The organism is Salinisphaera shabanensis E1L3A, from assembly GCF_000215955.2.
Classification (GTDB): domain Bacteria; phylum Pseudomonadota; class Gammaproteobacteria; order Nevskiales; family Salinisphaeraceae; genus Salinisphaera; species Salinisphaera shabanensis.
The window spans coordinates 44066-62412 of the sequence record NZ_AFNV02000022.1 but is presented as its reverse complement, the minus strand read 5'-3'; the positions used below and the strand labels follow the sequence as shown (position 1 = coordinate 62412).

Genomic DNA, 18347 nt, shown 5'->3' with positions numbered 1-18347 from the left:
GGATGAAGTTTACCGAAAGGCTCTTGGCACGACGTCTGGCTTGGGTATCAATCGTGTTTAGGGCGGTTTATTCGGCAACGCGGACCAGGTCGACCTCGAGCCGCTCGTCCTCGCGCTTTTGGATATCCAGACGATAGTCGTCGCCGATATCTTCAGGCACAATTTTCTCGCATTGGAGCGCTGTTTCCACGACGCTGCTCAGGGCGCTTGCCCGTTTTTGGTCTGCTGCGCCGCCGATCGCGCGCCCAATGGCGAAGGCGACGAAGCCCAGTGAGGCGATCGGGCCGGGATAAGCCTGCAAGGTCTGGTGAAAGGTCATGCCGCTAACGACGTTGTAGCGAATCACCTCGGGCCCGAAGAGCATGAAATAGCCGCCGATGAGCAAGGCGACAAGACCGATCGCGCTTACGATATAACTGAATACGGTATAGGTCTGGGCCGTATCGGTATCGGGTGCGTCGGTCACGATCGGAAAGCGTTGTCGCTGCTGTTCGCTCAGCCTGGACTTTTTGTATTCGGCTTTGTCTTCGACTGTATCGTCTGCGCTCATGGGTTGAACCTTTATCTGGTCGATCGGTTGGATAGCGCGGTCGACTCGTAAGTCGGCCAGCGCCTGGTACGGCGTCGTGGCCGCTAGCGGCTACGGGCCTTGGCCAACAGGCGCAGTATTTCCAGATAGAGCCATATCAGGGTGACCAGCAAACCAAAGGCGCCGTACCATTCCATATAGGCAGGCGCACCGCGTTCGACGCCGGTTTCGATGAAATCGAAATCGAGTACAAGATTGAGTGCGGCGATGGCCACGACGAACAGGCTGAAGCCGATGCCCATCCATCCGCTGTCGTGTATGAAGCCGATCGGCATGCCGAAGAACTGCATGCCCAGATCGATCAGGTAGACGACCATGATGCCGCCGGTAGCAGAAACGACGCCCAGTTTGAAGTTTTCGGTCGCTCGAATAAGCCCCGAGCGATAGGCCATGAGCAAGGCGGCGAGCGTGCCGAATGTCAGCGTGGCTGCCTGCAGCGCGATACCGGGGAACTGCATTTCCAGCATCATCGACAGGAAGCCGATGACTACGCCCTCGACGATGGCATAAACCGGCGCCAGAAAAGGCGCCCAGTGTTTCTTGAAGATAATCGCCAGCGCGACCACCAGCCCGCCAATCGACGCGCCCAGAATCCACGGCCCCAAGCTGCCCATCGGGTCGTACGTTTGCGCCAGCATCATATAACCGCTGCGCCAGCTGACGAACGCACTGGCCATGGTCAACAACAACAGAATGGCAGTCTTGTGCACCGTCCCGTTGAGCGTCATGCGCGCGCCGGTGGTGGCCGGCAGGGTGTTGAAAGTCTTTTTTGTTAGGGCAGGGTTGCCGGAAGCCATCCGCGACTCCAATAGATAGGCGATAAACGTGCATAGTGCATGTTTATGTTTGCGCCTGGGTTGTAGACATATTTCCCGCCTGAATTGCTGTGACCGCGACCGCTTTGAAGCAGAAGCAACGACAACGTTGCGCTGGGATGGGGCAAAAGGCATGCGCGGCTCGTGAGAGCCCGCGTGACGCCACAACCCGACGGCAGGTGGGGCGTTATTCTAAGGCTTGCGCCGACATACGTCCGCGACCTGTTGCGAGCGATTTGAGTAGCGCCCAAGCCATTGGTGCTTAATATTTTATTGCCAGCGCGAACCGATTTGACCGTGCTTCGTAGCGCGCGATCGGTGCGCAGCGAATAACAAGAGCGGGTCTTGCCTGTTTGAAAGTGATAGGAATACGCCGCCCTTTATCGGGCAATTTCAGAGCCGATAAAACGCCGTTACCGTGGCCCAGAAGATGCCCGTCGACGTCCTCGTGAGCGACGGCAACGGGGATCGTTCAGCTTATGTGGCTGCAGCCAGTGCTTGTTCCAGGTCTGCGATCAGATCATCGACGTGTTCGATGCCGACCGACAAACGCACCATATCGGCTGTCACGCCGGCGCTTTCCAGTTCGGCTTCGTTGAGCTGGCTGTGGGTGGTCCCTGCGGGCATCGCCGCGCAGCTTTTAGCATCGCCGATGTTGACCAGACGCGTGAACAAACCAAGCGCATCGTAGAACTTCACGCCGGCTTCAAAACCGCCGTGAATGCCGAAGCTGAGAATGCCCGAGGCCTGGCCGTTCATGTACTTTTCGGCCAGATGGTGATCGCGATGTGTGGATAGTCCGGCATAGCTTACCCAGGCTACGCGCTCATGCGCGTCCAGATATTCGGCGATGCGCTGTGTGTTGAAACACACGCGTTCCATGCGCAGAGCCAGGGTTTCCAGACCCTGGAGAAACAGCCATGCGTTCATCGCGCTCATCGCGCCACCCATGTTGCGTAGCGGCACCACACGCGCCCGGGTGATGAACGCCGCTTCGCCGGCATCCTTGGCATAGTTGATGCCGTGATACGAGACATCCGGCTCGGTCAGCAGCGAGAAACGCTCGGCGTTATCGAGCCATGGGAAACGCCCGGAATCCACGATCAGCCCGCCGATCGTGGTGCCGTGGCCGCCGATATATTTGGTGGCTGAATGCACGACGATATCGGCGCCATGTTCGATCGGACGCAGCAGCATGGGCGAACACACGGTGTTGTCGACCATCAGCGGCACGCCGTGGGCATGGGCGATCTCGGCCAGGCGCGCAATGTCGGCAATGTTGCCGGACGGGTTGCCGATCGATTCGCAGTAGACGGCCTTGGTGCGTGCGTCGATCAGGCCGGCCATGGCGTCGAGGTCGTCCTTGTCGGCAAAGCGTACGGTGATGCCCTGCCGCGGCAGCGTATGCGCAAACAGGTTGTAGGTGCCGCCATAGAGTTCGCTGATCGAAACGATATTATCGCCGGCTTCGGCGATGGTCTGAATCGCAGCGGTGATCGCGGCCATCCCCGAGGCCAGAGCCAGCGCGCCGACGCCACCTTCGAGGGCGGCCACGCGTTGTTCGAGCACACCGCAAGTCGGATTGGTGATCCGACTATAAATATTGCCGACTTCCTTGAGGTCGAACAGATCGGCCGCGTGCTGGGCGTTGTCGAACGCAAAGGACGTGGTCTGATGAATCGGCACGGCCACGGCGTGCTGTTCGTCCGGCGCATAGCCGGTGTGCAGGGCAATAGTTTCCGGTTTCATGATCGCGTCTCGACAGGCATGACTGAATACGGCCTCCGAGTATAGAGATGCGATCGCGGACTGTGCGCTTGAATTGTGGGCGACCGATTATCGAGCCGGCGGTGGCCCGATCAGTCGCGATCCGTTTCGCGGCATTGCTCGACGATGTTGCCCGGACCGTCGTTGTTGCCGCGAGTGAACAGAGTGGCGAGACGTTCGTCACCCTGGGTTTGAATCAGTAATTGCAATTCAGTACCTGTATAGCGACGACCGATCGGGCTGGGCGCGGCCTGCATTTCGATCAGACGGGGCCCCATTTGCAGGACAGCGGTTTCCGGGCCCCGGTAGGTCACCGTAAATGGGCGGCCGCTATCGCATTCGTAACGTGCGGTTTGTTCGCGTGGGCCGTGGGCACAGCCCGCCGCGAGCAGGATAGGTAGAGCGAGTGAAAGTAGAAGATAGCGACCGTCCATGGTGGACTCCAGTGAGGGTAGGCGTTCCGGGCAGCATGACGGTGCGAAGCGACTTGAGACCGAGCCGACAAGCGCCGGTGGATCTGGCGCACGCTAGACCGCCCCATTTGTGGTTAAGATTTCAGCACTTTCATGGGGCTGACAGCGTACGCAATTCCGTCCGGCGTGCTTGCCGGCATAAAGCGCGGCGTCGGCACGGGCGATGGCTGCCTCCTGCGAGTGTGGGGCGTGAGCCGGTATTTCAGTCACGCCGAATGTGAGCGCGATCGTTAGTTCATGTTCGTCTACGGGCACAACCAGCTGGCCGATCGCCGTGCGGAGCTGGTGGGCCAGTTGTTCGGCTTTTCCAATGGGCGCACCGATCATGAGAATCAAGAACTCTTCGCCACCCCAACGTGCCACGTGGTCGGATTGTCGTATGCCTTTCGACAGGGTGTTGCTCACGGCGCGAAGCACCCGATCACCCACCTCGTGTCCATGCGTGTCGTTAACCTTTTTGAAGTTGTCGATATCGCACAGGATCAGTGACAAGGGATTGCCTGAACGTCGCTGCGTCGCAAGTTCGAGTTGCCAGATTTCGATCATGCTGCGCCGATTGAGCAGACCGGTCAGCGGATCGGTGGTCGCCAACTTCCGCAGCTTGTGCTCTGTGTGTGTGATCAGTCGGGAATAGAAGGCGACGATGAGCGCGAGAATCGTGAGCAGTCCGGTCAGATTTATAAAATGCAGCGCGTCGAGTATGTAGCCCGGCAGTACGTGTATCGGCGCCGTGTCGCGCAGTAGCGCATCGGTTGCCACCATCAGCGTGATGAGGCCGGTAATAGCGGCGCCTTTGGTGCGCTGACTGTCGTAATTGGCCAGCGTTATTATCGGGATCGCGATGATGGCGTAATAATGAAAGCCCGCGTCCCAGCCGATCAGGTACGACGCCAATACCGCATGCGTCTGAATTTCGAAGATGAGCAGGCCGAATGCATAGAACCGAGCACCGGACCGGCTAAGCAGAACGCATATCAATGCGTACAACAAAACGCTGCCGATGTTGACCAGTGTCAGCGCGGTAACGTCGAGTGCATAAAACAGCAGGATGAAGGCGGCATGAAGCACCCCGGCCATGACCGACGTGCGGAACAATAATCGCCAGAAAGATCGCTCGGACTGACTGGGCGCGCCATGCAATCGGCCGATCAAACGCGTTCCAGGGGACGATTTGGTGGATGTGCTATATGCCATGCCGAAGTTTCCTGGACGGCGGCTGTGCGTGCCGCTGACCCTTAACAACTTATCGGCGGCGCGAATCGGCGCTTGAAAGGCGGACATGGACGTCGCGCTTGAGCTTGGCCGCACGACGGGGTAGGCTCTTGGTCGACAAACGAGGTCTTCGACTTATGCGGTCATCACAGAAAAACAGCATATCGATTGAACGCGGCGCGAAAGCGCGCGCGGCCTCGATTTATTTCTACGGGTATTGGTTTAGCCGCCACGGCGTCTGATCCACCCGGACAGGCGCCCGATAACGGGACGCCTGCCGAAGAGTTTTCAAACCCCCGGTTGGCGACCCAACCGGGGGTTTTTTCGTTCAAGGGCCCTCATTCGAGTTTCTCATCGCAAGGAGCCACACATGTATTACGACTATCGCTACGGCAACTGGCTGTTTATCGACGGCGCCAACGCCGCCGAACCGCTTCTCGATCAATCAATGTCTTTGCGCGACCCGTGCGCGCCGGAATCTCAAGGAACGACTCATGACCGCCTCTGTTGCCACCGTTAATCAAGACCTCGATACGTCCTCGCACGCGCGCCGGGCGTTTCGGTTGAGCACGCCTGCCGCGCTTCGCAAGGCATTGCCGGTATCGGCCCCGCTCGCTGCCCAGATTCAAGAACACCGTGCTGCGATTCGTGCGGTGCTTTCCGGGAACGACGACCGCCTTCTGGTCATCACCGGTCCTTGTTCATTGCATGATCCCGAGGCGGCGCTCGACTACGGCCGTCGGCTCGCCGCGCTCGCAGACGCGTTGGGCGACCGGTTGTTGATCGTAATGCGCGCTTATGTCGAAAAGCCGCGTACGACGGTGGGCTGGAAAGGCCTGCTGCACGACCCGCATCTGGATGAGAGCAACGATCTCGAAGCCGGCCTGCGTGTATCGCGCCGCCTACTCATCCAACTGGCTGAACTCGGATTGCCGATTGCGACCGAAGTCCTCAGTCCGGCCGCTGCAAACTATCTCGAAGACACTCTTAGCTGGGCCGCGATCGGTGCGCGTACCACGGAATCCCAGACCCATCGCGAACTGGTCAGTGGTCTGGATATGCCCGTTGGTTTCAAAAATGGCACCGATGGCGAACTGGGTGCCGCACTCGATGCGATCCAGGCCGCTTCGCGGCCACATAGCCATTTCGGCATGAGCGCAACGGGCGAAGCCGCGCTCGTGGTGACCAACGGCAATCCGGATACGCATTTGATTCTCCGTGGCGGGCGCGCCGGCCCCAACTACGACACAAACAGCGTAGCCGTGGCCGCGAAGGCTCTGCGCACTGCGGGTATCGCATCCCGTCTGATCGTCGATTGCAGCCATGCGAACAGCGGCAAGGACCCGCTACGTCAACCGCAGGTCGCTGATCAGGTGATCGCCCAGCGCCGTGTTGATACGAGCACGATCGCCGGCGTAATGCTCGAAAGCCATCTGGAGACCGGCAAGCAGTCGCTCGGACCGAACATGCGCTACGGCGTTTCGGTGACCGACGCCTGTCTGGGTTGGGCGCCGACCGAGCAGTTGTTGCGTCAGCTGGCAGCCGGCTGACGAAAGCGTATCGACTGCCGAATCCATCGTATTACAGCGGCTGGCGCAGCGGTTTTCGCTGCGCTGCCGTGGCATACGCGATCAGGAATAATCGAGATCGAGCAATCGCACAGACCAGTTGCGCGGCTTCGTTTCGCCTGCCACAGAGCGCTCTGAAGACGGCGTGCGGCTCTTTAGCGGGGCGTGAGCAGCGGGCGAGGGGGCGGGTTTTTTGCGTGTAGGCATGATGGTATTCCTGCCTCTATCGAGGCGTGCAAATACAGCACCGCGTCATGCGGGCCTTGCCGAAATTAACGGCCGCTCCGACACGTAGCTTGAGCCGTTCTCATCTCGATGATGCGTGGGATCTATACTGTGGCCCTGCACGAAAGGCTTTGATGCTATGGATTTCGGCCCGTATCGATTTTCGCCGCCGTGGTGGGGCGTGCTGCTGTTTTGCCTTGGCGCGGTCATATTCTCTGCCTTGGGCGCCTGGCAGATCGAACGGGCGCATTACAAGCAACGCCTGGTGACGGCCCAGCAGTCAGCGCGTGCGGCCGCGCCCGCCGCGATTGAAACCCGCGATGATGACGACGCGCTGGTTTACGGCCAAAAATATTACGCAAGCGGGCGTTTTGACCCCGATCAGCAGATTCTGCTGGCCGATCAGACCTATGCGTCACAGGTGGGTTATCGCGTGTGGACTGCGCTGCGTCTCGATGACGGCACACGCGTCATGGTGGATCGAGGTTGGATCGAGCGGTCGAACGCACACACAGACGTACCCGATCCGCCGGTGCCCGGCGGGCACGTCACGGTGCAGGGCACTTGGCATCGCCTGCCTTCGCCGGCGCTCAACTGGGGCGCCGCCTCGGCTTGTGGCAAAACAGGCTGGCCGCGTGTGCTGAGTTATCCCGAAATCGATGATGTGCGTTGTCAGTATGACGGGCCGGTACTCAATGGCCTGCTCCTGCTCGACCCTGAGGCGCCCGATGGCTTCGTACGCGACTGGGCCGACGAAAAGGACACGGTCGGTCTGCGCCCGTTCGGACACTATGCCTATGCGTCGCAGTGGTTTCTGATGGCCGTAGTCGCGGGAATCATTTTCGTGGTCGTGAATCTGCGCCGGCGCTGATAGGCTCACCGGCTGCTTTTATTCCTTTCGAGCGTCTTGTATGTCCTTGAGCTGTGAACAACGGCAAACGCTGCGCGATCTCGCCAGCGAGACCGACGGTATTGATCGTCCGGTGTATGCACGTTTCGACAAGGACCCACTGGAACCGATCATCGGCCTTGGCGATACCAACACTCGTATCGGCTTTTTCGGCCGCGACCCGGGCACCGACGAAGTCAAATACGGCGAGCCGTTCATCGGTGCTGGCGGCCAGCTTGTGCGCAAGACGATCTATCGCCATTTGCACGGCGACGACCTGCCGGATTTCGAAACGTCGCGGGCACTCGGGCAGGATTTTTTCTGGATTAACACCGTGCCTTACAAACCCATCGGCAATAAGGCGTGGTCGATGAAGACCAAACGGCGTTTTCAACCGACCATGATTTCGCTGCTCGTCGAGCAGTGGCAGGGGCGTTCGTTGATCACGCTCGGGCGCGAAGCGTTTCTATGGTTCGGTATCGGTCAGTCGAAAGACGAACGTGCGCGCATCGAGTCGTTCTGGAAGCGCGATGACCGTTTCGAGTCCGCGATCGAGATCGAGCTGAGTGCGCCGAACGGTCAGACGGCCACGTTTGATATCCGGCCATTGCCGCATCCGTCGCCGCTGAATGCGACCTGGTACAAGCGTTTTCCCGATTTACTTCGCCAGCGGCTCGAGCAACTCGATGTCCGCATCGACACTTTGCGGTTTTAGACCCTAGCGCCGCCATGGCACCGGGCCGGGGTCAATAGCCCGGTGGTCGCCGGCCCAGACTGCGTTGCCAGGCCCGACTGGCCACGCCGCGACCGACCACCCGTGCGAAAGCGACGCAAAAACCGCTGACCGCAGCCCAGGCAAGAATTCGCGGCCAGCCCGGGTCCTGATCCTCGATATTGATCGGCGGTTCTTCGGCAAGGGTATATCGCCAAGCCGACGCCGCGCTGCGACGGGCCAGAATGCCGGCGCCAATCGCCGTGCCGGCGCCCAGGGCCAGCCAGAGAGTGCGTTCTCGATTCATGATAGTTGGTGTCGGCGCTGGGGCCGAACGTTCAAAGCCATGCCCGATCGTATCGCAGATGCCGAATTGATGAGCGACCGATATGCCGCAGTCACTTCAAGGTGGCGATCAGGCGGCCGATATTAAGGCTGTAATTCGAATTTCCGATCGGCAACGATATGACTGAAACACAGTGGGCGCGTATAGCGAGCGATCTTGAATACGTACAAGCATTGCTCTATGGGGCGTGTGCTTCCCCGTTCGTCTGGCTGCCGTTGGCGATCTGTGTCGTCGCTGCGGCGGTTTTCGCTTGCCGAGGATTTAACGAGCGGCACAGCTACACTCGGGTGGGGCGCAATGCGTCGTTGGGTTGTCTGGCCCTCGCCAGCGCGATTCTGGTTCTGGGCACCTGGTCCTATTCAAACGATCAATCGACTGCCGAACTGCCGAGCACGACTGTCACCGCAGCGGACAGCGCTGTGACGGAGCGCGGATAGCTGTTTGCCGGTTATTCGACTAGCGGTTGCGAGGGTATTGCCTTCCAGTCTGTCGGCGAAGTGGCCTGGCGATAGTGTGGTCGGAGGATAGATTGTTCTAGTAAACAATTGTGCGCTTTTGTTCTAGGGGCGTATATTATTGGGGTGCTTTTATTTCGTTACGCTGTCTGGCGTGCCGCCGAGGAGCCATACGCGATAGCGAATCTGTCATTTGGGCTGCATATAGCACGGCATGCTACAGTATCGGACTGAAGGGTGCCTCAAGTCATGCAGGTTCGTAATTTAGCCGAGTGTTGTCCCACAGCGACGCTTGACCCGCTCGGGTTCGTACGTCGGAGTACACAGCGTTTGCACGCGGCGATCGAGCGCGATACGCCATTGGCGCGACTGGCCGATCGAGATTGTACAGTCGAGGACTATCGGGCAGCGCTCGGCCCGCTGATGCGTATCTATGGAACGCTAGACCGCCAACTCGTCGGCGCTGAACACTGGCGACAGTGGGATGTCGGCCCGTATCGTCAGCGCTCACCGTTTTTAATCGAGGAGTTGTACCGTTGGGGGCAGGGGTGTGGTTCTAATGCCGGCGATGGTCCAAGGCTCGATAGTGCGGCCGCCTATCTCGGTGTACGGTACGTTGTCGACGGCGCCCAGTTTGGCCATCGTGTGATTGCGGCCTCGCTTGCGCGCTCACCCGCCGCGACAGTTGTGGCACACCGGCCGAGTTTCTGGTGGACCGCGTTTGTATCGACCGCCGAATGGCGATGTCTGTGCAAAGCGTTGGCAGGCCTCGATACGCGTATCGAAACGGCTCAGGCTGCACGCGCGGCGCGCTCTACATTCGAATTGTTCTCGCGCGAGCTGCATATGCCTGCGGAGAGGGCGGTATGAACCCAGCGGTCGTTGCCGATTGCAAGCAGGGTGCACTGCATTTGATTGGCGCGCTCCAACCGCTCGGGGCGCTTGTCGGCGTGTGTATCGATTCGGGGCGGGTTGAGTATTGTTCGGCCAATATTGCCGAGTGGCTCGGCCATACCCCGGACGCGGTTCTGGGGCGTGCCGCGGTCGATGTGTTCGGCCACTCCTGGGCTGCGCTCGAACGCTTGGCTCAAAGCTCGGCTGGAAATCGTATCGGTCAGGTCGAACTGGCTGCGCCGGTGACCGCCGTAGCGCACCAGCGGGGCCGGCATTACGTGCTCGAGTTCGAACCAGCTGCATGCGCGGCGCCGACATGGTGGGATGAGGCCGCACGTATCGATTTCATTGCGAAGTTGTCGCGCGCGCATACGCCGAAGGACGTGGCCGGCGTACTGACATCGACGATCGCTGAGTGCACTGGCTATGACCGGGTGATGGTCTATCGTTTTCTCGAGGATTGGGACGGCGAGGTCATTGACCAGTGCTGCAAACCCGGTATCGAGGGTTTTCTTGGCCTGCGTTTTCCCGCACACGATATTCCCGAGAATGCGCGCCGGCTTTATACGCTCAACTGGCAACGCATCATTGCGGATACCGAAAGCGAAAACGTCGAACTCTATGCGACGCCAGACGTTCACGAGCCATTGGACCTGACTTTCTCCATGCTGCGCGCCGTGCATCCGGTGCATATCCAGTATTTGCGCAACATGGGAATCCGCGGTTCGTTCAGCGTGTCGCTACTCGTCGACGGTGTGCTCTGGGGGCTCGTGACTTGCCATGACTACGCGGGTAAGGCATTGAACTCGATAGAGCGACTGGCGTTCGAGGAAATGGCGCGGGTCGCCTGTTTGCATCTCACCAACATATGTCGACTCGAGTTGGAATCGTTACGTTCGATACTGCGCGAACGACTCGCTGTCATGAGCCGCGCCCTCGACCCCGCGGCCGAACAACCCAAGCAGCTTCTCGTAGGTCAGCTTGCGGCATTACAAGACTTACTGGAAGCGGACGGAATACGTTTACGGTGGGGCAACGAAGAACATTGCCAGGGTGATCTGCCGAACCCGGCGGGGCTCGCCGTATTGGACGCCTGGCTGATCGAGAACGATCGTCCGCATTTCGATGTACTGCCGATAGAGCTACGGCAAAACGACAGTGTTTGCCGCTACGCGGCCGGCGTTTTGAACATGTATATCAGTCCGAATTGCGAACTGCTGGCAGTGCGCAAGGAGGAGATACAAAAGATTACCTGGGCAGGGAAGCAGGCCGACCCCGATGCCGCGCCGTCGCCGGCACTCACGCCACGCAGTTCCTTTGCTGCCTGGTCACAGAACGTGCGATACCGCGCCAAGCGTTGGGCTGATGCAACCCTGGAAATTGCCGAGGAATTACGTGCGGCGCTTGCCGAATATCGCCAGGCCGCGCGCCATAAGGAATTGGCCTATCTGGATCCGCTGACCGGACTGGCCAACCGCTACGCGTTCGAACAGGGCATGGCTGATCGTATGAGTCATTGCCAGCGCACTGGCGAGCGCTTCGCGTTGCATATGCTCGATCTTGACCGCTTCAAACCGATTAACGATACCTATGGTCATGTGGCCGGCGATGAATTGCTGAAAAGCATTGCAGAACGAATGAAAGCGTTGGCACGGCGCGAGGATCTGGTCGCCCGGCTTGGGGGCGACGAGTTCGCGATCATCGAATGGCATGTCGCAGACGATGGAGACGCCTCGGCGCAGGCGGCGCGTATGGTCGAAGCGATCGGCGAGCCGGTCATGTTTGGTGAGCATGGACTCCAGGTTTCGGCAAGTATGGGTACCGCCATTTTTCCGACTGACGCACAGCATGCGACCGCGCTCAGCGAATATGCCGACCGGGCACTGTATCTGGCCAAGGCCGGCCAGCGTCGACGCGCATAGAGCGAGGTTTGTAGTTTGGTTGCTTTCGCACCGGCCCAATCGTGTGCCGTTTTGCTTTTGAGTGACTGATTAGCAGCGCGGTATGAAATGCCGCCCGAGGACGGCATTGATCGCTTGTACCTTGCTTTGCATGCCGGTTCAGTAGCGATAGCCGTTGAAGCGACCGTATTCGTGGGCGCGCCGTCGATAATCGCGATCGTGGTAACGGTAGTCGTCATCGCGATTATTGCGGTTGGTGATCATCGTACCGCCGGCAGCGCCTAAGGCGCCGCCAACAAGGGCGCCCGTATTGCCGCCGATCTCGTTGCCGATAGCGGCACCCAGTGCGCCGCCGACACCACCGCCAAGCGCGGCGGATAGCGTGTTGTTGTCCCAGGCCATAGCCGGTGCGCTCGACAGGGCCACCAGCATCGTGGCCGCGATCAGGGATTTGTGTAGCGACATGTTCATAATGATCTCCAGCTTTGTTCTAATCATTCAGTACGTATTTAACGATTGGTTGCTGAACTGCTTCTGAACTGTTTGCGTGCGAGTGCAAACCAAGGCGTTCGAGCTTGTAGATGCCCTTGTTGGGTGGGCGGTTTCTTACGGCGGCCAGGCTCTCGGTCGTGTGCGAATGGCCGATATAGTCAGTGATCACGAATATGGCAGTCGCCGCAGAGCATGCCGGGTCGGCTCGTCTCAATTCTCATCGCGAGCGGATGTTCTGCGAGCGTCCGAACCCTTCGTCAGGCAACGCAGTATCTGCTGCACACGCAAGTCGGGCTGCGCGGCAATCGGTAAAACGGCGCGTGTGTTTACACCGTCACAGTTATACAAAGGATGGGCTTGTATAGGGCGCGCCCATTGGGTGCATACGGTTCGCGGCAGGTCATCGCATGAAAGCTAAGAAGACAAAAAGCCGACCGGGTTACTGGCTACAAGACCGGCCTGTATCGAAGCTCTCTGTGTATGATGAATCGATGCCGGAAGCGCCGTATCGCCGGCCGATTATGCAATTTCTGCTGACTTTTACGGCTGTTTTCGGCGTGCTGTTCGCCGTGTTGAACTATCGCCAAGCCGACTATGGACTAATGGCGATCGAGATCGTCATGTCGGTATTCGCCCTGGGGCTTCTGCCGATCGTGTCACGTACCCAACGACTGCAGCTTTGGATCGTCGTCTTTTTGTTGGCGTTCTTCGCGGTGATGATGTATGCGTTGACTACGGCCAAGGTCGTGCCGACCGTGTTCGCTTGGGTGTTATTGATCCCGATTCTGTCGTACCTGCTGTTGGGGCGGTGGCTGGGGGCGTGGTTCGCTGGCGTCTTTCTGAGCGCCTCGGGGGTGATCTTTTTTTCTCAGTACGGGTTCGAACAGGGCTATACGGAGCTTCGGTCGGTGGCCAATGTGGTGCTGGTCTCGATCTGTATCTTCGGCTTTTCGCATGTGTATGAAGCCAGCCGCGAACACGCCGAATCCCGTCTGCGGATGATGGCGTTGACCGATCCGTTGACCGGTTTGCCGAATCGCGCGCGTTTGCGGGAAGTGTTCGAAGCCGGCTTGTCGCGCTACGAACGCCACAGCACGCCGATGGCGCTCCTGATGTTGGACCTGGATCACTTCAAGGATGTCAATGATCGCTACGGCCATGACGCGGGCGATGCGGTACTACGGTTCGTGGCGCAGGTCATGCGTGCGCGATTGCGCCCGAGCGATATGGCTTGCCGTATCGGGGGCGAAGAATTCTGTGTCGTTCTGGTCGATACCGACCGCGCTCAGGCGATCAAGGCGGCAGAGGATCTGTGTCGCCAGGTGCGCATGCAGCGATGCGTGCACAGAGGACATGAGATCAGTTTGAGCACGAGTATTGGTATTGCCGAGATCGGCGTCGACGGCATCGACCTGGATCGACTGTTGCGCGTAGCGGATACGCGCTTATACGAGGCCAAAACACGCGGGCGCGATTGCGTGGTTGCCTGATCGAGGCGGATGGAAGGCTATGAACAGCAGTTTGCCGGGTCTGAGCTGGCACGTCGTTGCGCCTCGAGCAAGCTCGGTTGTCGTGGTCAAATCATTCACGAGTCTTTGCGGGCGGAATCGTCGGCAAGCAGGCCGCGAGCGCTGTCATAGGACAACCCACTGATACCTGAGCGCTTCATTGATCGGGAAAGAGAGTAGGCCAGTGCGAATGCCGACGCGCGGCGATAGAAATCGAAACCCCGCTCGTAGACAGGCAGAAGATCGTCGATCTGCTCTGCCGACTGCAATCGATGATCGAAAGCGCGTTTTTTCTGATCGAGTTCGTCGAGAAAATCGGCGTCGTTCGCAGCGCTCTCGCTGAGGTTCAGTGTCCAGGTCATGTCGCTACGTAGCACACAGATACCGATGAACTGTCCGGCGACGCTTTCGCCCATCATGCGCGGCGGCGTTAAAGCCAGCCAGTAGCCCGACGCCGGGCGCCGGTAGAGAAAATAGGACTGGCCGGGCACCGGCTTGAACCGGAACTTGCTCTCCAGCACGAATAACGACGTGAACAGCTCTGCACTGATCTGGTCGATCTGTTTCGGCGGCAGTGTCACGGGCAGGGCGCGATGGGCATCGAGGGTATTCAACACCAGCGAGCCACCCTTGCCCTGCGGGTTGGGATTCTTAGCCATGATTCGAACCGGTAAAAAAACGATCGGCATCCATTTTAGGTATATCGACCCACGGTGTTAGCCGGCTTAGGGCAAAATTTGCAATAGGTCTGTGCCGACCGCACATCGGCTATACGATATGTCGAAACCGCTATGCAGTGAGGATTTTCTTATGACGGCACCCAGTGCGGGTTTGCACCATATAACTGCAATCTGTGGCGATCCGGCCGAAAATCGACGCTTTTTCGTGGATGTACTGGGTTTGCGCCTGGTCAAGAAGACCGTCAATTTCGACGATCCGGGAACCTATCATCTGTACTACGGCGATGAGGTCGGCACGCCCGGGAGCGCGCTGACGTTCTTCGCGTTCTCGGGGGCGCCCCGTGGTCAGCATGGCTTGGGTGCAGCAACCGAAATCGCGTTTGCGGTGCCAACCGATACGCTCGATTTCTGGCAAGCGCATCTCGCTACCCACGGGGTCGATACGCAACGCATCACTCGCTTCAACGAAGAGGCGCTTTGTTTCACCGGTCCTCACGGCAATTCGCTGGCGCTTGTCGCGAGCGATTGGGCGGCCGCCATTCCCGGCCGGCGGGGTGCATCGGTGGATAGCGCGTACGCGATTCGCGGGTTTCACGGCGTGACCCTCTGGATCGCGGAGCTGGCGCCGAGTGCAGCCGTTCTTGAGCAGGTGCTGGGTTTTCAGCAGGGCGGTCACGATAGTGATCGAGTACGCTTCATCGCGGACGTCGGCAACACGCTCGGTTCGATCGTCGACCTGCGCGTCGATCCGGATCTGGCTTCGGCGCGCCAGGGTGTGGGCAGCGTTCATCATGTCGCATTTCGGGCCAATGACGATGCGCATGAAAACGCGTTGCGTGAACGTCTTATGGAGCACGGACTGCAAGTCACACCAACCATCGATCGACAATATTTCCGGTCGGTCTATTTTCGCGAGCCGGCTGGCGTGTTATTCGAAATCGCAACCGATGGGCCCGGTTTCACTATCGATGAGCCGGTTGAGGCGCTGGGTACGTCGCTCAAGTTGCCGCCGAAGTACGAAAAGCGACGCGCATTGATCGAACAAGCGCTGTTCGAACTCTAGCTCGGCCGGTCAAGAATGTTCCGCTGAACCTGTACCGCAACGGTTCAGGCGCGCGTAAGTGCCGGCCGGTCAATCTGAGGTCATCAGGGCAGACGCAGTGCAGCATATGCACGGGTAGTCTTGCCGGCTGACCTTATCTAGAGTGGCCGGTGTTTGTTCGATTTCTCACATGGATAGCCGCATGAACGATGTCACGCTCGAAGACGACGCCACGCTGGCCGACCTGCTTCTGGCGCCGCCCTATTTTGATGCGCTGGTTACGGACTGCGATGCGCTGGTGGAATCCGAAGTCCACCGCAAGGGCATGACCGTTCGTACCGCGGTGAGTATGGTAAAAAAGATCAAGCCGTCGATCGTCGACCGCACCGTACGTGAACTCATGCCCGATTTCCTGGCCGAACTCGAGCCCTGCCACGCCGAATTCAAGGCGACCGAAGGCGCCAGCTTTGCCGACTATCTGGCAGCCCGCGACGAGCGCGTGGCCGAGGCGGTGCTGCAGGTGGCCGACCGGCGTGCCGAGAGTATCGGTAGCCGGCCGATACGGTCGGCTTATGCACGGGTTCGCGGTCGAGCGCTTACCGAAATCCGGGCGGTGGTGCCCCAATTGGCACGTATCATCGACCGTCACCGTAGTCGTGCCATCGCGGGTTAAGGACCTGACCGCGTGCAACTCCGGCGTCGGCGTTTAGACGTCGGGTCGATCGGCGACGTGTCGTGCCAGAGCTTGCGAGGCGCCGCCGTTTTTGATCCAGGTCGTCAAATGTTCCGGCGTAAGCGGCCGGCTGAATAGGTAGCCTTGTGCCTGTTCGCAGCCCCAATTCGACATCAGTGCCAGCGTATTTTCGTTTTCGATGCCTTCAGCGACGAGTTCGTAGCCCAGATCGTGGGCGAGATTCACGATAGCGCGTGTAAGTGTTTGACTCCGCGGATCGCGTTCCAGATTCTGAACAAAGCGGCGATCGATCTTGATCTTGCTGGCGCTGAGTTTTTGTAAATAGGAGAGGTTGCAGTAGCCGGTACCGAAATCGTCGATCGCGGTGGATACGCCGAGCATATGCAGTTGACGCAGTTTGGGCAGCGTCGCGTCTAGATCGCGGATCAGCGTGCTTTCGGTGAACTCGAGCTCAAGATTTTCGCCCGGCAGGTCGTGGGTACGCAGCCGCTGTGATACGCGCCCCACAATATTGTCATCGGCCAGATCGTAAGCGGACAGGTTGACGGCTACGCGCAGATTCAGGCCGGCTTTGCGCCAGGTCGCACACTGCGCAATCGCCGCATCCAGCACCCAGTTGGTCAACGGCTGTATGAGCGCAGTCCTCTCTGCTGCGTCGATCAGTTCGATAGGCGATACGAAACCGAGCGTCGGATGCTGCCAGCGAAGCAGTGCTTCGACACTGCCACAGGTGTGCGTCGCCAGATCGACCTGTGGCTGAAAAAGAAGATAGAGCTGGTCGTTCGAGGTCAGTGCCGCCGGCAGCTCGGTCAGCAGCTGCAGTTTGCGCTGGCGCGAGGCATCGCTTTGCTGTTTGTAGAACGTCCAGCGACGGCTATGTTCCCAGGCATCGTCGGCGGCCACGGAGGCTTGGCGCAGAATCTCTTCTGCACTGTCGTTGTCGTGTTCGCGCAGGATGGTTACGCCCAGTTTGGCGCTAGGCTGGAGCAGCAGGCCGACACGGGAATCGAATGGCTCGTGCAATGAGTGCACCAGGGCATCCAGTTTGCGTTGTATGCCAATGCCGACCTGTTCGGTCATGAAAAAACCGAAGCGATACAGGCCGAGGCGATACAGCTCGCGTCCGGCGCCGATCTTGTCCGATAGGCGGTCGATGCATTCGACGATAAACCGTTCTGTCTGATCGTGGCCCATCACCTGGGTCAGTTCGTGCATCTGTTTGGGCACGGTGATATCAACAATGCCGATCAACCGAACCTGCATGGTGTTGGGTGCTGGCGGCTGGGTCAGTTCGTGCTTGAGCACCGTGAGCATGCGCTGGCGCGTGCAAATGCCCGTGCTCGGATCGCGATAGGCGGGGTTGTTTAATGCTTCCAGCCAGTTTCCAAGGAAATCGGCCAGTTCCTTGAGTACCGCCTTTTCCGTCTCGCCGAAATCCGATCGCGGTTTCGTATCCAGCACGCATAGGGAACCGAGATTTTTGCCATCGAAAACAAGCGGGGCGCCCGCATAGAAGCGTACGAATGGTTCGCCCGTAACGAACGGATTGTCAGTAAAGCGCGCATCACAATGCATGTCGGGAACGACCAATACATCGTCAGACGCGATGGTATGCGTACAGAAGGACTGCTCGCGTTCGATACGAAAACCGCTACCGCGAGTGGATGCTTTGAACCACTGATACTGCGCGTCGACTACCGTTACACAGCCGATGGGCGAATCCAGAAGCCGCGTCGCCAGTTCGCTTACCTGGTCGAAAATCGGATCATCGGCTTCGTGGAGCAATGTCGAGCGGCGTAGTGCCGCGAGGCGTTCGGTTTCGTGGTCGATTTGATGGCGCGGATTCGTCATGTGATCTTCACGTTTGCGGGACGTGGGCATTCCCGCGGGTAAAGCAGCAGCGCAATACCGCTTTGAAATGGCGTTTTATACGCAGCTCTAATGGGTAGTGATCGGCTTATGCGCTGGCGACTTAAGGACGCTGACGCATATTGGGCAAGATTCCTGTGTGGCAGCGTCGACGAATAGCAGCGCAAGAATCTGCAGGCGCGCTCGCGCTTGCTTGTTTACGCTATTCGACAGCGT

At 59.1% G+C, this 18347-nt stretch carries 18 protein-coding genes; 9 read left to right on the top strand and 9 right to left on the bottom strand.

The genetic code is table 11. The features are described from left to right. Positions 1–67: 67 nt before the first annotated feature. The 5 genes from SSPSH_RS18065 to SSPSH_RS13855 form a co-directional block, all read right to left on the bottom strand. Complete coding sequence (locus SSPSH_RS18065; protein WP_006912440.1) at positions 68–550, bottom strand: hypothetical protein; 483 nt, start codon at positions 548–550, stop codon at positions 68–70. An 83-nt stretch (positions 551–633) separates the two neighbouring features. Continuing rightward, complete coding sequence (locus tag SSPSH_RS13870) at positions 634–1386, bottom strand: Bax inhibitor-1/YccA family protein (protein ID WP_006912439.1); 753 nt, start codon at positions 1384–1386, stop codon at positions 634–636. 495 nt (positions 1387–1881) lie between these two features. Further along, on the bottom strand, positions 1882–3153 hold the full coding sequence (locus tag SSPSH_RS13865; protein WP_006912438.1) for an O-acetylhomoserine aminocarboxypropyltransferase/cysteine synthase family protein: 1272 nt from the start codon (positions 3151–3153) through the stop codon (positions 1882–1884). Between the two features lie 110 nt (positions 3154–3263). Beyond that, positions 3264–3605, bottom strand: coding sequence for an MliC family protein (locus SSPSH_RS13860; protein ID WP_006912437.1), 342 nt, complete (start codon positions 3603–3605; stop codon positions 3264–3266). Between the two features lie 93 nt (positions 3606–3698). Beyond that, entirely contained in the window at positions 3699–4925 is a 1227-nt protein-coding gene (locus tag SSPSH_RS13855) for a GGDEF domain-containing protein (protein ID WP_084623644.1), read from the bottom strand. 301 nt (positions 4926–5226) lie between these two features. Here SSPSH_RS13855 and SSPSH_RS18865 point away from each other — a divergent pair, with 301 nt between their 5' ends. From SSPSH_RS18865 to SSPSH_RS13840, 4 genes are all read left to right on the top strand, one after another. After that, the gene (locus SSPSH_RS18865) at positions 5227–5376 is read left to right on the top strand and encodes a hypothetical protein (RefSeq protein ID WP_006912434.1); all 150 of its coding nucleotides are present in this window, start codon (positions 5227–5229) and stop codon (positions 5374–5376) included. Then, a complete protein-coding gene (locus SSPSH_RS13850; RefSeq protein ID WP_006912433.1) occupies positions 5351–6406 on the top strand; it encodes a 3-deoxy-7-phosphoheptulonate synthase in 1056 nt (351 codons plus the stop codon). Before SSPSH_RS18865 ends, SSPSH_RS13850 begins: the two co-directional genes overlap by 26 nt. Positions 6407–6788: 382 nt before the next feature. Then, positions 6789–7520, top strand: coding sequence for an SURF1 family protein (locus tag SSPSH_RS13845; RefSeq protein WP_006912432.1), 732 nt, complete (start codon positions 6789–6791; stop codon positions 7518–7520). A gap of 40 nt (positions 7521–7560) precedes the next feature. After that, positions 7561–8253, top strand: coding sequence for a uracil-DNA glycosylase family protein (locus SSPSH_RS13840; RefSeq protein ID WP_006912430.1), 693 nt, complete (start codon positions 7561–7563; stop codon positions 8251–8253). A 31-nt stretch (positions 8254–8284) separates the two neighbouring features. On the opposite strand, the gene SSPSH_RS13835 is transcribed toward SSPSH_RS13840, so the two are convergent. After that, a complete protein-coding gene (locus tag SSPSH_RS13835) occupies positions 8285–8557 on the bottom strand; it encodes a DUF4235 domain-containing protein (RefSeq protein WP_006912429.1) in 273 nt (90 codons plus the stop codon). 743 nt (positions 8558–9300) lie between these two features. Here SSPSH_RS13835 and SSPSH_RS19005 point away from each other — a divergent pair. After that, positions 9301–9921 carry a heme oxygenase-like domain-containing protein gene (locus tag SSPSH_RS19005; RefSeq protein WP_021031806.1) on the top strand — a complete coding sequence of 207 codons (621 nt, stop codon included), beginning with the start codon at positions 9301–9303 and terminating at the stop codon, positions 9919–9921. Then, entirely contained in the window at positions 9918–11867 is a 1950-nt protein-coding gene (locus tag SSPSH_RS13820) for a sensor domain-containing diguanylate cyclase (protein WP_006912426.1), read from the top strand. Before SSPSH_RS19005 ends, SSPSH_RS13820 begins: the two co-directional genes overlap by 4 nt. A 138-nt stretch (positions 11868–12005) precedes the next feature. On the opposite strand, the gene SSPSH_RS18060 is transcribed toward SSPSH_RS13820, so the two are convergent. Beyond that, a complete protein-coding gene (locus SSPSH_RS18060; RefSeq protein WP_051339875.1) occupies positions 12006–12344 on the bottom strand; it encodes a glycine zipper domain-containing protein in 339 nt (112 codons plus the stop codon). A gap of 401 nt (positions 12345–12745) precedes the next feature. On the opposite strand from SSPSH_RS18060, the gene SSPSH_RS13810 reads away from it, so the two are divergent. After that, a complete protein-coding gene (locus tag SSPSH_RS13810; protein WP_021031805.1) occupies positions 12746–13828 on the top strand; it encodes a GGDEF domain-containing protein in 1083 nt (360 codons plus the stop codon). A gap of 95 nt (positions 13829–13923) precedes the next feature. Here SSPSH_RS13810 and SSPSH_RS13805 read toward each other — a convergent pair whose 3' ends face one another. Continuing rightward, a complete protein-coding gene (locus tag SSPSH_RS13805) occupies positions 13924–14505 on the bottom strand; it encodes a DUF2452 domain-containing protein (protein WP_021031804.1) in 582 nt (193 codons plus the stop codon). Positions 14506–14656: 151 nt separating this feature from the next. On the opposite strand from SSPSH_RS13805, the gene SSPSH_RS13800 reads away from it, so the two are divergent. Both SSPSH_RS13800 and SSPSH_RS13795 read left to right on the top strand, forming a co-directional pair. Continuing rightward, positions 14657–15589 (top strand): ring-cleaving dioxygenase, encoded by a 933-nt coding sequence (locus tag SSPSH_RS13800; RefSeq protein ID WP_006912422.1) that lies wholly within the window; start codon positions 14657–14659, stop codon positions 15587–15589. Between the two features lie 181 nt (positions 15590–15770). Then, the gene (locus SSPSH_RS13795; RefSeq protein ID WP_006912421.1) at positions 15771–16241 is read left to right on the top strand and encodes a DUF6918 family protein; all 471 of its coding nucleotides are present in this window, start codon (positions 15771–15773) and stop codon (positions 16239–16241) included. Between the two features lie 33 nt (positions 16242–16274). On the opposite strand, the gene SSPSH_RS13790 is transcribed toward SSPSH_RS13795, so the two are convergent. Then, on the bottom strand, positions 16275–18113 hold the full coding sequence (locus SSPSH_RS13790) for a sensor domain-containing phosphodiesterase (RefSeq protein WP_161627839.1): 1839 nt from the start codon (positions 18111–18113) through the stop codon (positions 16275–16277). Between the last annotated feature and the right edge of the window lie 234 nt (positions 18114–18347).

Coding starts and splice junctions, on each gene's coding strand:
- SSPSH_RS13835 (WP_006912429.1), bottom strand. CDS start 8,557: ATGAATCGAGAACGCACTCTCTGGCTGGCCCTGGGCGCCGGCACGGCG.
- SSPSH_RS18065 (WP_006912440.1), bottom strand. CDS start 550: ATGAGCGCAGACGATACAGTCGAAGACAAAGCCGAATACAAAAAGTCC.
- SSPSH_RS18060 (WP_051339875.1), bottom strand. CDS start 12,344: ATGATTAGAACAAAGCTGGAGATCATTATGAACATGTCGCTACACAAA.
- SSPSH_RS13860 (WP_006912437.1), bottom strand. CDS start 3,605: ATGGACGGTCGCTATCTTCTACTTTCACTCGCTCTACCTATCCTGCTC.
- SSPSH_RS19005 (WP_021031806.1), top strand. CDS start 9,301: ATGCAGGTTCGTAATTTAGCCGAGTGTTGTCCCACAGCGACGCTTGAC.
- SSPSH_RS13795 (WP_006912421.1), top strand. CDS start 15,771: ATGAACGATGTCACGCTCGAAGACGACGCCACGCTGGCCGACCTGCTT.
- SSPSH_RS18865 (WP_006912434.1), top strand. CDS start 5,227: ATGTATTACGACTATCGCTACGGCAACTGGCTGTTTATCGACGGCGCC.
- SSPSH_RS13840 (WP_006912430.1), top strand. CDS start 7,561: ATGTCCTTGAGCTGTGAACAACGGCAAACGCTGCGCGATCTCGCCAGC.
- SSPSH_RS13805 (WP_021031804.1), bottom strand. CDS start 14,505: ATGGCTAAGAATCCCAACCCGCAGGGCAAGGGTGGCTCGCTGGTGTTG.
- SSPSH_RS13870 (WP_006912439.1), bottom strand. CDS start 1,386: ATGGCTTCCGGCAACCCTGCCCTAACAAAAAAGACTTTCAACACCCTG.
- SSPSH_RS13855 (WP_084623644.1), bottom strand. CDS start 4,925: ATGTCCGCCTTTCAAGCGCCGATTCGCGCCGCCGATAAGTTGTTAAGG.
- SSPSH_RS13845 (WP_006912432.1), top strand. CDS start 6,789: ATGGATTTCGGCCCGTATCGATTTTCGCCGCCGTGGTGGGGCGTGCTG.
- SSPSH_RS13790 (WP_161627839.1), bottom strand. CDS start 18,113: ATGACGAATCCGCGCCATCAAATCGACCACGAAACCGAACGCCTCGCG.
- SSPSH_RS13865 (WP_006912438.1), bottom strand. CDS start 3,153: ATGAAACCGGAAACTATTGCCCTGCACACCGGCTATGCGCCGGACGAA.
- SSPSH_RS13850 (WP_006912433.1), top strand. CDS start 5,351: ATGACCGCCTCTGTTGCCACCGTTAATCAAGACCTCGATACGTCCTCG.
- SSPSH_RS13820 (WP_006912426.1), top strand. CDS start 9,918: ATGAACCCAGCGGTCGTTGCCGATTGCAAGCAGGGTGCACTGCATTTG.
- SSPSH_RS13810 (WP_021031805.1), top strand. CDS start 12,746: ATGAAAGCTAAGAAGACAAAAAGCCGACCGGGTTACTGGCTACAAGAC.
- SSPSH_RS13800 (WP_006912422.1), top strand. CDS start 14,657: ATGACGGCACCCAGTGCGGGTTTGCACCATATAACTGCAATCTGTGGC.